The organism is Chitinophaga sp. OAE865 (assembly GCF_040546735.1).
In the GTDB taxonomy this organism is placed as follows: domain Bacteria; phylum Bacteroidota; class Bacteroidia; order Chitinophagales; family Chitinophagaceae; genus Chitinophaga; species Chitinophaga polysaccharea_A.
In genome coordinates this window covers 3,627,287-3,642,263 of record NZ_JBEPOF010000001.1, presented here as the reverse complement: position 1 = coordinate 3,642,263, position 14,977 = coordinate 3,627,287, and the positions used below count along the sequence as shown (strand labels likewise).

The window sequence follows — 14,977 nt, the reverse complement described above, 5'->3', positions numbered from 1 at the left end:
TGCGGTTTTTTTTATGCACGTCTTAATCATTATACGATTATAATTAAATATGAAGACATACTTCCGACTTTTATCGTTTGCCAAACCTATTAATAAATTCGCCATACCCTATATCATCTGCACCCTGTTGTCTGTAATATTCAGCACACTGAATCTTGCGTTGCTGGCGCCTTTGCTGGAAACGTTGTTTAACAAGGATCTGCACGAGACAGTAGCTCCCATGCCGGACAACTATTTTGATATCTTTAAGGTTTTTAAGCATTATACCACCTCGGTTGCCAGTCAGTATGGTAAGATCAAAAGCCTGGAATTTGTTTGCGCCTGTATCGCTGCCTCTGTTTTACTGGGCAACCTGTTCCGCTATTTCGCGGACCGCACTATGGAAAGCCTGCGTATACAAACCTTACTGAACCTGCGTAAAACAGTATTCAACAATGTAATGAACCTGCACCTGGGCTATTTCAGCAATGAAAGAAAGGGAGATATCATTTCCAAGATCGCTTCCGACGTGCAGGTGGTACAATACACTGTAACCGGCACTTTACAGGTGTTATTCAAAGAACCGGCCCAGCTGATCTCTTTCCTGGTGATCCTGTTCCTCATCTCCTATAAATTAACGCTGGTATCCATGCTGGTTATTCCGGTAGCCGGTTTAATTATATCCCGGATCGTGAAAAGGCTGAAAGAACAGGCAACTGCCTCCCATCAAACCTATGGCATGATGATCAGTTATCTTGACGAGGCGCTGAATGGCATCCGTATCGTAAAAGCTTTTAATGCAGTGGGATTTATCACCGGCCGTTTTGATGAGCAAAACCGCCGCTATTCCAAAATAGCGCGATCTATGGCTAAAAGGCAACAGCTGGCCTCACCCGTTTCTGAAACACTTGGGGTATTGATGGTGGCGGGTATCGTGTTTTATGGCGGGTCTCTTATTATCAATAACCAGGGAAATATGGACGGATCCACCTTTGTGGTATATATCGCCCTCTTCTCCCAGATCATGCGCCCGGCAAAAGCTATTTCCACCGCATTCAGTAATATTCATTCAGGGATCGCGGCGGGCGACAGGGTACTGGAATTGATCGATCAGCAACCTGCTATTACCAATGCGCCGGATGCCATTACATTAAACGGTTTTACAGAGGAGATCCGTTTTGAAGGAGTTTCTTTCGCCTACGGCGAGAAGAAGGTGCTGGATAATATTACCATCAGCATACCCAAAGGCTCCACAGTGGCGCTGGTAGGCCCGTCGGGCGGTGGTAAATCCACGCTGATGGACCTGATCCCCCGTTTTATGGACCCCCAATCGGGTAGCATCCTGATAGATGGCAAAAACCTGAAGTCCGTTACTATGGAATCTTTAAGGGCATTAATGGGTGTGGTAAACCAGGAGTCCATCCTTTTCAATGATACCATCTTCAACAATATTGCCTTTGCCAAGCCCTCTGCCACTATAGAAGAAGTGGAAGCTGCGGCCAGGATTGCCAATGCGCACGAATTTATCACTAAAACAGAAAACGGCTACGACACTAATATCGGGGATAAGGGCTCCAAGCTTTCCGGCGGGCAAAGGCAGCGTATCTGTATTGCCCGTGCTGTGCTTTCCAATCCGCCCCTGATGCTGCTGGACGAAGCCACCTCCGCGCTGGACACAGAATCAGAGAAAATGGTGCAGGACGCGCTCAACAACCTGATGAAGAACCGTACTTCCCTGGTTATTGCCCACCGCCTCAGCACCATTCAGAATGCGGATATCATTATTGTACTTGACAATGGCCGGGTGGCCGAACAGGGTACCCATCAGCAACTGCTTGAACACAACGGCATTTATAAACGGCTCATTGAAATGCAGACGTTTGGTAACTAAATAAAAAGGCCACCTGACGGTGGCCTTTTCTTATATCTTCTTAAGTTAGTTTAGTTACTCCGTTGTTAAATGGTGCCTGTACCCGTTGGAACAATAGGCAATTCCATGATGTAAAGTATCCAGGTAAACCCTGTAGTTGATGTTCTCATGTACACGGGAGTTAAAAGGATGATGTAAATGATAGCACACCGCTTTTAACTTCACTTTTTTCTGATAGAGCCCCGAGTTAATAAAACGTGCCGCCAGTTCAATATCTTCATGTCCCCAGCCCTTAAGTTCGTTGTTATAACCATTCACTTTCAGAAAATCGGCTCTCCAGAAAGCACAGTTACACCCGATCCAGTTCCGGGAACGCTGGCTCTTTTTTATCAGTAAAGGTGCCAGGAAAGGGATACGAAGCGAGTTGATCCGGTTCCTTACATTTTTACTGAAAGATGATACCCGTTCAAACTGCCCGTTGTTGAGGTATTTCCTGGTAATCTCCTCCTGCAGTAACACCCGGCTGCCACGGATAAAATATCCTTTTTCCGCCTCGCTGATATGGTCCCTGATGAAAAGCTCATGCATCACAATGTCGCCATCAATCTGGATGATATAGTCTGAAGAGGTACCGGTAATAGCCTGGTTGATGATGATCGTTTTGCGGAAACCCTCGTCCGGGTGCCAGAAATGTTTTACCGGGATAGTGGTTTTTCGTCTGAATGCTTCAACAACCTCCCTGGTAGCCTCTCCGGAGCCATCATCTGCTATAATGACTTCATCGGGGAGGACGGTTTGCACCAGTACGCTATCCAGCACCAGCTTCAATGCTTCCGGCCAGTTGTATGTAGTTACAAGTAAGGCCACCGACACTCTTTCACCCATATTAGTTAGATATAAAATTAATGTTTAAAAAGCTCATATTGTTAAGCTTCTCAAGTATAACGCCATTTTATCCCTAATTATTTTACTCCATTCCCTTTCGTTGTGTGCACAGTATTTCTTGTTATATGTGCATATAATCAAGAAAAGTGTAGGTTCTTCTCCATTAATAATCGGCCATTTATACTTTAAGCTAGCTTTGTAATTATAATAACGATCCAAAGCTTCAATAAGTTACAATTGCTGCAGTACTTTCAATAAAATTGTGCCAATCTGGTTTTTATAGGAACTTATCATGACTTTTTCCGGATAATCAGTTTACAAACTACAAAAACATAATAATTAAATGCAATTTATAATTTAATTGCCATAACGACATAATATTTTTTTTATGGATACATTGCCTGCTGTCCGTTATCTATTTTTTTTACCAGTTCCTGTCGTACGACCTGTGGTATTTTATCCAGCAACCTATAACGGGTGGCTTTCTCTATCTCCTCCACGGATGTCAGGTATGCGCTCCACCTTATATTAACATTATTTTTGTTTGGTGTGTTCACAGCAATGATACGCGTGTTCTTATTAATACGCTGCAAGTCGTTGTTTCCCTCTGGTAAAACCACCAGTATTTTCCATATATGATCCGGTACCGTCACTTTACGGCCATCTATTGTTCTGGCCAGCCCCCTGCTGCCGGTGCCCCCGCTCCCATAGCTTCCCATGATCACGTACACCTCGTTGCCCTTCATTACCAGTTCACGGGTGTATTCTTCCAGGTTCTTCCATAAGTGCTGGTTATGGTTGGGCGCCTGGGGAATCATATTGGTCATGAGGAAAGTGGATTCATTGGCTGCACGGGTCGCGGTGCGGTCCCCGGAAGGACAATTATGCCCCCTGTCGAAGCCGCTGCCCATATAGCTGGTTTGGGATACCTGGTACCAGCTGCCGGGAATATCGGCATCGGGCCGGAAATCATTGGCCCTGGACATTTTCCCGAGATCCTTACGCGATAGGTGCCAGGAAACCCAGTTGGGCGCGCCCTTGTCGCGGTTATAAGACAGCACGTAATACCCCTTATCCATCAGGTAATTATTGGCCATTACCAGCGACTCACCGGCATTACTGGGGTTGCCCAGCAGCATATTTGTCATCATCACCGCCGGCAGGCTTTCCCTCCGGTTTTGCCGGTATTACCTTTCCCCCGGCGGTTACCCTGAATACATCAAAGTTGATACGGCTGTTGCCGGCATCTGTTTTACGAATATCAAAACGGATGATACCTGTACTCTTTGCGGTAAATGTGGCTGTTTTAAGCACACCGGAGGTAACACTAACGGGATCACCTGCACGAAAATAGCTTTGTCCGTGGTTCACCGATGCCCATAGTTCCCAGGTGCCAGCTTTATCCGCTCCGTAACCGGCGTACCTTAGTGTAACCGTTACCGTTCCCTTTACCGGAATATCGAATTTCATCCCGGCCATACCATTACCACGGATACGCAATGCCTGCATACCGGTTTTATGATCCTCCTCCAGGTTGCCGGTTACGGCATCCTTAAACTTCCAGGTACCGCTGGATAATTCCACGTCGCCACTGTTGTAATTTGTTTTGGAACCAGACTCAAAATCTTCTGCCAGTAAAAATATACCGGTGCGGGTTGTAGTATTTTTTTTGTGAGATGATTTTTTCGCAGGAGACGTTGGTTTGTCTCCGGTGATTTTTCGGGAACAGGTGGTCACCGCAAATGCAGCGATGATCAATATAACGATGAAGGCTAAACTGCTGGATCCCTTTTGCTGCTTCTTTTTTTTCCTCTTCTTCTTTGACATAGAATGGTAACGAACGGTGGCGAAGATAAAGAATAAACAACAGAGAAGATTTCCGGTTTCCCCTGTTTTTTAACAACGTTTAATAAAAGGGTTGGAATAATACACTGACCTTTTGTTTCATGCAGGTTACTCCGTTATTGGGCCGGTGTGAGGCAAACAACCGTTTTCAAATATCCCGGCTACGGCGTATAGCCGCCGGAGTTATAGTGCCCCGAAAAACTTTATGAATTGCTCACACGCCTGATATTGGGAAGAACAGGCTGAATATATCAACGCCTGCAATGTGGGAGGCCCGCTTTCAGGGAAACGGAAGCATGCCAGGAACAATTCCTGCAGTGAAGTGTGTTGAGTAGGATAAAAAAGAAACCGGTTCTCAGTGCAGAACCGGCCTTTATTTTTAATGCGCTGTGGCGCTGCTGATCATATATTTCCACACAGCTGTAAACTCCGTGCCCAATGTTGATCCGTGTTTATCTTTCCGGTCTATATCCGTTACAAGGATACTTTTTCCGGGACGTACCGGCATTCCCGGTTGCACCATGGTGGTATCGGTTCCCGCCTGGTGGCTTACCGCACTTACATCTGCCACCTGGTACTGGTAATTAAATGGATCCTTTGTATGCAGGAAGGCATAATACCTGTTCGCCGGCGTACGGCCCCGCTCCCGCTGCCAGTGAGCAGGAGCATTAAAATACTGCAGGTAATCCTGCGGACCGGAGAACATCAGTACGCCACGCAAGCGGAACTGTTTCCCGAAATACGCTGCATGCCCCGCTCCCTGCGAGTGACCTGCGGCAATAACCTTATCCCACTGCACCTTTCCGTTGTGCACAAATTCACGCCAGCCTTTATCCTGTGCGGCCAGGTATACCAGCAGCTTTGTAACCCGGTTCACTAAGCTGTTGGCAGAATCCACTTCTACCTTATCACTCACGGCTGTACCAAACATAATTTCCTGGCGAAAATGATCAAAACAGGTACTGTCTTCGCTTTTGGAACAGGCCGTTGTTATCACCGTATTTATATAATCAGGGGTTATAACATAATAGCCCATTGCAGCAAAACAGCTGTCGATTGTCCGGAAATCAGCTGCCTTTCCATTGGTGCCAGGGATCATCACCAACAGCTGATGACGGTTATTTCCTGCAGCAGGTTCTGCGGCCAGATGTGGCGTGTGCACCATTCTCAGCCCCTCCTGGGTTTCTCCTGGCGTTACAGCCCGGAACTTCACCTGGGCCTGGCTTACAGCGGAAGAAAGCAGCGCGCTTAAAACAAGTACGTGGTGTTTTATCTTGTGCATATGTAGATATTAATGAGTGGGTGTTAAGATACAAATTTTGATCTTCTTTAACAGTACGGCTATACGTAAACCGGAATGAAAGAAAATTTATTCTGTAAATTAGTAGTATGATACCCTGGACGGAAATATTAATACGATTATTGCTGGCAGCGGTTTTTGGCGGCATCATAGGTTTGGAAAGGGAACGGAAGGATTGGGCAGCGGGCTTAAGAACACATATGATGGTTTCGGTAGGCGCTGCATTAACCATGATGGTTTCTGCTTACGGCTTTTCCGATATCCTGGGCCATCCGAACGTTGTACTGGATCCCTCCAGGGTAGCTGCACAGGTGATCAGCGGTATCGGGTTCATCGGCGCAGGCACTATTCTTTTTTTGAAAGAAGGCGTAGTGCGCGGGCTCACCACTGCAGCAGGCTTATGGACGGTGGCTGCCATTGGCCTCGCTACCGGCGGAGGGATGTATTTCGCTGCCTTTATTGCTACAGCTATTGCCATTGTTATCCTGTGGCTGCTACAACCGGTGGAGAAAAGATTCCTCAACCGGTTTGAACAGAAAACAATCCGCATCATTACGTTTGAACGGAGTAAATCTATCGAAATAACTGATAAACTGTTCCAAAACACTGCTCTGAGCATTACCTCCTGCAACATTGAGCAAACAGACAACTTCTTCTTTATCACTATCCGTTTCAGAAGCATGGATAGAGCCATTGTAGGAAAGCTGATCGCCGATATACAGGCAGATGCCGGCGTAAAAGAAGTGTCCTGGAACAGTTAGCCTTATAAAAGAAAGCCGGCCGTAAATACAGCCGGCGGGATCCATCAACCTTTATCAATCAGTAGTGAAATGCTTCCCAGCCGGAAACGGTGGTGCGGTTACAGGTCATAGGCTGCGTGCCGTTTTCGCAGGACACATACCGGCCGTTATTGCCCCTGAGCGAAATACTGCCATCTGTATTCACGATCCAGTCAAATTTCTCCCAGTCGCCCACACTGGTACGGTTACACGTAATCGGGTTAACGCCGTTCTCCGAAGACACATATTTGCCCTGGCTTTTCAGCGCTACTTTGCCGGCCCCGGCGTCTTCCACGGTAAACTGCTCCCAGGCCTGCGCAGTAGCACGGTTGCAGGTCATAGCCTGGGTACCGTTCTCGCTGCTTACATAGGCATTGTTAAATCCTTTAAGGGTGATAGTGCTGCCAATGGGCGCTCCACCACCGTTGTTGGTAATGGAGTACACTCTTACATAGTCTACATACATATTAGCGGGCAGTTTACTTTCATCGATCGTTTGCCCGGGGAAATCACCTCCCACTGCCATGTTGAGGATAATAAAAAACTGGTTGTGAAATTCTTCCGTGCTGTTGATATTGTTCTGGATATTGGCCGTTGCATACTGGTTGCCATCAAGGTACCAGCGGATGGAGCTGGCGTCCCACTCTACCGCATATACGTGGTAATCCGTAATAGTAGTGCTGGAAGTGCCGCCATAGGAAACATGGCCGCCGGCGTCCCAGTGGATAGTGCCATAAATAGTACTGCTGGTATTTACCTGCTCCATAATATCAATTTCCCCACATTTTGGCCAGCCAGCTGTACCAATGTTATTGCCCAGCATCCAGAATGCAGGCCACAGGCCCTGCCCCGAGGCCAGTTTAATGCGCGCTTCAATGCGGCCATACTGAGTAGTGAAGTGGCCTGCGGTGTTCATACGCGCGGAGGTATACGGCCAGCCGTTAACGGACTGCTTCCTGGCAGTGATCACCAGGTTGCCGTTGCTTACACTGGCATTGGACGACTGATAATACTGCTTCTCGTTGTTAACACCGGGGCCGGTTTCAAAAGACCATTTGGAAGTGTTGACACTGTTGCCGTCAAATTCGTCGGACCAGATCAGCTGGTAAGCTGCTGCTGCCTGCGCTGCTACGGCAGTAGCAGGCCGGGCATCCAAAGATTGCAGATTATTGGTTGTTTGCGCCTCTTTTTTACAGGCGGTGATGGTAACCATTAACAGGAAGGAACCTATGCTAATGGAGATCAGTTTTTCTTTCATGGAATTTACAATTAATAAAAAGGTGAACAAATAAGGCTAATGGATCAACGTGGAACTGATTTTATCTTATGGAGTAAATATGCCGTTTGTAGCCGGGCTAACAAAATTCAGGGCTACGTCAAATATACTTCGTGGTGATTTGCCTTACCCTTTCTGCTCCGGGTAAGGCAATTGATGCTACTTCCGTTCAAAGATCATTTCACTGAATACAGCTCCTCCCTTCACAAATGTGATACGGATACGGTTCTCGCCCTGGGGGAAACGGATATTTTTAAGGATCACCCCAGCGCCGGAAGACGGCACTTCCACATTTGTGACGAGTGCCTTCCCGTTGCTGCTGACATTAAACTTTGCAGACGTACTATCTGCCTCTGTCTTTATTTTTATAGTAAGCGTATAATTCCCGGCAGATGCCACCCACGCGGTATATTGCAGCCATTCGCCGTTTTCAATGTGAAACACTACAAACTCATTATTATCCTTTCTGATATCCACGCCATCATTACGGTAGGCATAGCCACGGTTTCCCTGCGTATTTACACCGGGCGTATAATGATAACTGGCGGTATCCAGGTCGTTATAGGCAAACAGGTTCCTGCCCAGGTCATAGTCCACTGCCCTGATCACAGCCCTGTCTTTTATGATATGTTCTTTAAAGGGAATTGCCTTACCGGAGCTCACCTGCCGGAACATGGCATCTGTTACATCTTTATGATAAATATTATTTTCCAGCCGGGTATTATTTACAAATTCCATCAGTGCCTGGTTAGCTTCATTGGCAGAGGGCGCCGGTCCTTTACCATTCCAGTAGTCAAGGATGGCCTGATACCCCGGTGTAAGCTTTATTTCCAGGGGGTTATTGATACCCATCTTTTTCAGCTGCCACCATGCCCAGCCAATATTATTGCTTTCCACCATGGCGATGGTATTGGTAAACCAGTTATTGGAATTTTCCCCTGATTCCCCCAGCCATAACGGGATATTATACTTCTCCCTCAAATCCAGGAAATTCGGGATGGAAGATACCTGTGTGAAGTTGCCATATTTGTGAAAACTGATCACCATGTTACTGTCCCAGGCAGGTAAAATACCCTGGTAATTATTCCCGAAACCATTGCCTTCAATAATGATAATATGCTGCTGATCCACTTCCCGGATAGCTTTGGTGATATCTTTCATAAGTTGTTTCAGGGGAATATTCTTTGTTTCCTTTGTCCCTTTTTTATCTTCCGGGTCTTCAAATCCCCAGTTGGGCTCATTAATGATATCATAGCCGCCTATCCAGGGTTCATTGGCGTAACGCGCTGCCAGCTTGCGCCATAAGGCAATAGTTTTATTCCTGTTAGCTTCGCTTTCCCAGAGAGATGGTTTTTCAGGGTGCCTGTCGGAAATAGGCAGATCGTTCCCCTGGCCTCCGGGTGCGGCGTGCAGATCAAGGATCAGGTACATATGATTGGCCTTGCACCAGTTCAGCAGGGAATCAGTAAGTGCAAACCCTTTCTCCAGCCAGGTGTTTTGTCCCGGTACCGGCTCTTCGTCTGCCGGCAGGGTATACAGATTGAAGTGCATGGGCAGTCGCACGGAATTAAATCCCCAGGCGGCCATGGAATCAATATCCTTCCTGGTGGTATGACTGCCAAGCCATGCGTCATAAAATGCCTGTGTTCTTTCCGGTCCTATCAGCTCCCGGATCTTTTCGCGGATCCTGTATTGCTGGCCGATATTACCGAGACGGAACATGTATCCCTCCTGCAGCATCCAGCCGCCTAGCCCCATTCCCCGGAGGATCACCTTTTCGTTTTTTTCATTTACAATAAGAGGCCCGCGTGTTTTCAGATAGCCCTGCCCGTTGGCCCGGGGCATAACGGCAGATAATAAACTGAATACGATAACGTGGAATTTTAGCAATGATGGCATGTATATACGTCTTTAAAAAGAAAAATAAGGATAGCCAAGATCTGTATTTAACCGGTAAAATTCATTTCCTGGACTACGTCATTTCTACTTCAACCAACATTAAAATATTGATTGTTAATCTATCTTCATTACTTCTTACCTACATCAGCAAAAAAATTTTACATTTAGTAAAACGCTTTTAAATGAAGCATTTGTTGTTGCTGGCCCTTTTATTCCACGGAAAAATATTATCAGCCCAGAATACGATCGGACTACCCGCTGTAGTGAATTTCAGCAAAGCCCAATACCAGGGAAATGGCCAAACCTGGGACATCGATACAGACACGAGGGGTATCCTGTATTTCGCTAACAATGAAGGGTTGCTTACTTTCAACGGCAACTACTGGAAGGGCTATCCTGTTCCCAACAATACCCGCCTGCGGGCTGTGAAGGTGGCGCCCGACGGGAAGATCTATGTAGGCGCGCAGGACGATTTCGGGTATTACCTGCCCAACAGGAACGGTGTCCTGGAATATACTTCTCTCAAAAAATATATTCCCGCAGGACAAACAGAATTTGCGGACATCTGGAACATTGCACTTTATAACAACGGTGTTTACTTCAAAAGCAATAATAAAATATTTGAATGGCGTAACCGGCGGATGCAGGTATACAATGCCCCCGCCGAATGGAAAATAATGGGCAGCACCGCCGGGGGCGTATATGCACAGGATTTGCAGCAAGGCCTACTGAAACTGGTAAACGGCCGCTGGCAACCCGTTTGCACTAATCCCAAACATATATTGATCACTGCTTTCCTGGAAGAAAAAAATGACACGCTGCTGGTAGCCACACTGAAAGACGGCCTTTTCCGCATTGTTAACCGGCAGCTGATCCCCCTGCCAACAGAAGCGGATGCCATTTTCAGGAGCAGCAGGATCTATTGCGCCATCCCGCTGGGCAACGGTCAACTGGCTGTAGGCACTTTCTCCAAAGGTTGTTTTATGATTAATACCAACAACGGCAAAGTGATCCAGCAATTCAGCATGGATGAAAGCCTGCAGAATAATAATGTGCTCAGGCTGTTTGCCGATGCCCGCCATAATATATGGCTGGCACTGGACAATGGCATCGACCAGCTGCGGTACAACACTGCTATTAAGCAGATATTGCCGGCCAAACATAATTCCCTTACTACCTACGCCGCAAAGGTATTTAACCGGCAGCTTTACATCGGTACGTCCGACGGGTTGTACAGCACTCCGCTGGATACCGTAACGGATCTCAGCTATTCAAAAGGCAACTTCCAGCCGGTGGCCAATACCCGCGGACAGGTATGGAACCTCACTACGATTGGCTCCCACCTGCTCATGGCTCACCAGGAAGGTACCTTTGAAATCAGCGGCAACCAGGCCACCCCATTGCTGAAAGACCTGGGCTGCTGGGCATACCTGCCGCTTTCAGGCAAAATAATTACCGGATGTTACAATGGCCTGGCCCTGATCCGCTATAACAATTCCCGGGTGAGCGTTACCCGGCACCTGGCCGGCCTCTATGAATCGCTGCGTTTCCTGGCAGCCGACGGGCAGCAACACATCTGGTCGTCGCACCCCTACCGCGGGATTTACCGGTTTACCCTGAAGAACGATACCGCTGTGGATTACCGGCTGTTCACCCAAAAGGACGGGCTTCCCGCCACCAACAATAACTATGTTTTCCGTATCCGGCAACAGATCGTAGCCGCTACTATGAAAGGTATTTATGAATTTGTGGAAAGCCGCGGGCAATTTATCCCGGCCCAGGGAATATTTACACCGCTGAAAAATATACCTGTGCAATATCTTTCGGAAGACAGCAGCGGCAACATCTGGCTGGTGGCGGATAAAAAGCCCGGCGTATTAAATCCCAAACAACAAACCCTTACCTGGTTTCCTGAGCTGACAGGAAAAATAGTAAGCGGTTTCGAATTCATTTACCCGTTTAATGAAGAGAATATTTTTTTTGGCGGAGATAAAGGCATTTATCATCTCAATTATAAAAAATATTCCCGTCATAATGCCGGGCTGTCGGTGCTGCTTGGCCAGGTAAAAGCCAGCAGCCGTAAAGATACGCTCCTGTATGGAGGCTATCAAACCACAGAGCCGCTGCAACCGGTGGTATTGCCCAACGCATTTAACAGCTTCCATTTTGAATACACCGCTCCGCCTGCGGAACAGGGCAATCATATCACTTACAGCTACCAACTGGCAGGGTTTGATAAACAGCCTGGTGATTGGACGGTGAAAACAGAAAAAGAATATACCAATCTTCCTTATGGCGACTATACGTTCTCCGTAAAAGCAAAGGATAACCTGGGCAATATTTCGGCGGCGGCCAGCTATTCTTTCACCATTTTACCTGCCTGGTATCAAACCTATGCCGCCAGAGCAGTTTACCTGCTGTTACTGGCAGGCATGATCTGGTATCTTTACCGGCGCCAGCAAAAAAAATTTGCTGCGCAGAAAGATATACATCAACAGGAACAGCAGCATCTTATTTTCCAGCACCAGCTGGAACTGGAGAGGAATGAAAAACAACTGATCCAGCTGCGCAATGAAAAACTGGAATCAGACGTACAACATAAAAATAAAGAGCTGGCCACCGCTGCCATGCACCTGGTGCAGAAAGGCAAACTGATTTCCAATATCCGGGAAGAGCTGATACAAAGCGTAAAGAAAACCAATGACCCCGAAGTGCTTCCTTCTTTCAAAAAAGTAATGCGGTTATTTGAAGAAGCAGAAAATAACGAAGAAGACTGGGCACAATTTGCACAGCATTTTGATGAAGTACACAACAATTTCCTGCGCACGCTGAAGAAACGCTATCCGGATCTCACCACTACGGATCTTAAGCTCTGTGCTTACCTGCGTATTAATCTTACTACAAAGGAAATAGCGCAATCCATGGGCATTTCCGTAAGAGGCGTAGAAACCAGCCGGTACCGCCTTCGCAAAAAACTCTGTATACCCGGTGAAACAGGATTGTATGATTTCCTCACGAATATTACCGGGGAGTAGTTGTCGCCTCCCTGTAAAATCAGGAGAAGATAACATACACATCAGGCTAAGGGCGATAATTCTTCTTACTTTTGCGGAGAGATTTTTAAACGATATATTATTTTGACCAGCGAACTTTCTAAATCGAAATACTTCTTTTTAATCCTGATCCTCGGCACGCTTACAGCATTAGGGCCTTTTTCCATCGACATGTATCTTCCCGGGTTCCCGGCTATAGGAAAGGATCTGGGAGTAGATCCTGCCAGGGTGGCCCTGTCGCTTTCCAGTTTTTTCATCGGCATCTCCGCCGGGCAATTGCTGTATGGCCCGCTGCTGGACCGGTTTGGCAGGAAGAAACCATTGTATATAGGGCTGGTGCTGTATGTGATCTCCTCTATTGGTTGTATGTACGTATCATCACTGAACGGGCTGATCGTATTACGCTTTGTGCAGGCCATAGGCAGCTGTGCCGCAGCGGTGGCTTCTGTAGCCATGGTACGCGATCTTTTCCCGGTTAAAGACAATGCAAAAGTATTTGCGTTGCTGATGCTGGTGGTGGGTACATCTCCCATGATTGCGCCTACTGCAGGCAGTTATGTTACCAGCGCCTTTACCTGGCACGCGGTGTTCCTGGTATTGGGTATTATGGGTGCGCTGATCCTTACGGCTACTGTGCTCTGGTTGCCGGAAAGCTACCAGCCTGACACGTCGATGTCGTTAAAGCCTGGTCCTATTATCAGTAACTTCCTGCAGGTGGTGAGCGAGCCACAGTTTTACACCTATACTTTTGCTGGCGCCGTTTCCTTTTCCGGCCTGTTTGCTTATGTATCGGCCTCGCCACAGGTATTCATGGATATTTATAAGCTCAGTGATAAAGCCTATGGGTGGATCTTTGCGGGTCTTTCCGTAGGATTGATCGGCTCCAGCCAGGTGAACAGCCTGCTGTTGAAACGGTTCAGCAGTCAGCAGATAGTACCGGTAGCATTGGTTTGTCAAACTATTACTGGGCTTGTTTTTATCATATGCGCCTGGAATAATTTCCTGTCGTTGCCCGGTATCATCGCATTACTGTTCATATATCTCTGCTGCCTGGGCTTTATCAATCCCAATACCTCCGCATTATCGCTGGCTCCATTCAGTAAAAATGCAGGCAGCGCCTCTTCGCTGATGGGCGCTACCCAAATGGGAATAGGAGCGCTTGCCTCTACAGTAGTAAGTTTATACAATACACACACCGCAACGCCGATGGCTATTACCATGTGCGGCACATCGTTGCTGGCACTGTTCATATTGCTGATATGCCGGCGTAATATTAAAACGGCTGTAGCAGCAACGCCAGGCGCTGCTGCCATAGCGCATTAAACCAATACCGCACCGCCGTCGGCCACCACTACCTGCCCGGTGCTGAACCCATTCTGCATAAGATATAAAAAGGTTTGCGCAATATCTTCCGGTTCGCCTACACGGCCCACCGGGAGCGTGTTGGCCGCCTGCTGATACATGGCTTCACGGTCGGCGGCAGACATTTCCGCCCAGAGACCGGTTTTTACAATACCCGGTGATACGGCGTTTATACGTATAGGCGCCAGTTCCATAGCCAGTACACGGGTAAAGCCTTCCATAGCTCCGCAAATACAGGCGCCTGCTGCCCAGCCCTTTTGCGGCCGGAGGCTGGCAATGCCCGTGGTAAGCCCTATGGAGCCTCCGGGAAGTATATTTTTACTGCCATATTTCACAGCGTTGAACGCTCCCAGGAAACGTAACCCGAAAGCCGCCTGCATATCTGTACTGGTAAGATCCGACACCTGGCCAAAAGGAAAAGCGCCGCCGGCGGTAAACACCAGGTGATCAAAAGTGCCTGATGTGGTAAAGAAATCGCGCACTGCTGCTTCATTGCCAAGATCCACGGCGAAGCCTTTGGCGGTGGCCGGCAAAGTGGTCAATGCCTTGTTAATCCGCTCCTGGTTACTGGAAACAATCACCACCGTTGCTCCTGCCGCAGCTGCTGCCTTTGCGGTAGCCAATCCAATGCCGGCCGAACCGCCCAAAACCAATACTTTTTTTCCTGTAAGATCCGTATTCATAAATATTATTTTTTATGAACACAAAATTCGGACGCCGGCAGCTGAC

General features: G+C 47.6%; 11 protein-coding genes. 4 read left to right on the top strand and 7 right to left on the bottom strand.

Features of this window, described 5'->3' with window-relative positions; translation table 11 throughout:
• Positions 1-49: 49 nt before the first annotated feature.
• Positions 50-1,870, top strand: a complete 1,821-nt coding sequence (locus ABIE50_RS14820; protein ID WP_209860266.1) for an ABC transporter ATP-binding protein — start codon at positions 50-52, stop codon at positions 1,868-1,870.
• A gap of 54 nt (positions 1,871-1,924) precedes the next feature.
• On the opposite strand, the gene ABIE50_RS14815 is transcribed toward ABIE50_RS14820, so the two are convergent.
• The 4 genes from ABIE50_RS14815 to ABIE50_RS14800 form a co-directional block, all read right to left on the bottom strand.
• Positions 1,925-2,734: a glycosyltransferase family 2 protein gene (locus ABIE50_RS14815; protein WP_142685177.1), complete on the bottom strand. Its 810-nt coding sequence runs from the start codon at positions 2,732-2,734 to the stop codon at positions 1,925-1,927.
• A gap of 386 nt (positions 2,735-3,120) precedes the next feature.
• Positions 3,121-3,885, bottom strand: a complete 765-nt coding sequence (locus ABIE50_RS14810; protein ID WP_354028021.1) for a DNA/RNA non-specific endonuclease — start codon at positions 3,883-3,885, stop codon at positions 3,121-3,123.
• Positions 3,851-4,561, bottom strand: a complete 711-nt coding sequence (locus tag ABIE50_RS14805; RefSeq protein ID WP_354028020.1) for a hypothetical protein — start codon at positions 4,559-4,561, stop codon at positions 3,851-3,853. The genes ABIE50_RS14810 and ABIE50_RS14805 overlap by 35 nt, the downstream gene beginning before the upstream one ends.
• A 397-nt stretch (positions 4,562-4,958) precedes the next feature.
• On the bottom strand, positions 4,959-5,861 hold the full coding sequence (locus tag ABIE50_RS14800) for a BPSS1187 family protein (protein ID WP_209860270.1): 903 nt from the start codon (positions 5,859-5,861) through the stop codon (positions 4,959-4,961).
• A 107-nt stretch (positions 5,862-5,968) separates the two neighbouring features.
• Here ABIE50_RS14800 and ABIE50_RS14795 point away from each other — a divergent pair, with 107 nt between their 5' ends.
• A complete protein-coding gene (locus ABIE50_RS14795) occupies positions 5,969-6,640 on the top strand; it encodes an MgtC/SapB family protein (protein WP_209860272.1) in 672 nt (223 codons plus the stop codon).
• Positions 6,641-6,698: 58 nt separating this feature from the next.
• Here ABIE50_RS14795 and ABIE50_RS14790 read toward each other — a convergent pair whose 3' ends face one another.
• Positions 6,699-7,916, bottom strand: coding sequence for a family 16 glycosylhydrolase (locus tag ABIE50_RS14790; RefSeq protein WP_209860275.1), 1,218 nt, complete (start codon positions 7,914-7,916; stop codon positions 6,699-6,701).
• Positions 7,917-8,093: 177 nt separating this feature from the next.
• Entirely contained in the window at positions 8,094-9,833 is a 1,740-nt protein-coding gene (locus ABIE50_RS14785; RefSeq protein ID WP_209860277.1) for a cellulase family glycosylhydrolase, read from the bottom strand.
• A gap of 182 nt (positions 9,834-10,015) precedes the next feature.
• Here ABIE50_RS14785 and ABIE50_RS14780 point away from each other — a divergent pair, with 182 nt between their 5' ends.
• Together ABIE50_RS14780 and ABIE50_RS14775 are read left to right on the top strand one after the other, a co-directional pair.
• Complete coding sequence (locus ABIE50_RS14780) at positions 10,016-12,868, top strand: triple tyrosine motif-containing protein (protein WP_209860279.1); 2,853 nt, start codon at positions 10,016-10,018, stop codon at positions 12,866-12,868.
• A 102-nt stretch (positions 12,869-12,970) separates the two neighbouring features.
• Positions 12,971-14,209, top strand: a complete 1,239-nt coding sequence (locus ABIE50_RS14775; RefSeq protein ID WP_209860281.1) for a multidrug effflux MFS transporter — start codon at positions 12,971-12,973, stop codon at positions 14,207-14,209.
• On the opposite strand, the gene ABIE50_RS14770 is transcribed toward ABIE50_RS14775, so the two are convergent.
• Positions 14,206-14,931: an SDR family oxidoreductase gene (locus ABIE50_RS14770; RefSeq protein ID WP_209860283.1), complete on the bottom strand. Its 726-nt coding sequence runs from the start codon at positions 14,929-14,931 to the stop codon at positions 14,206-14,208. The two genes, ABIE50_RS14775 and ABIE50_RS14770, sit on opposite strands and share 4 nt — an antisense overlap.
• Positions 14,932-14,977 lie beyond the last annotated feature (46 nt).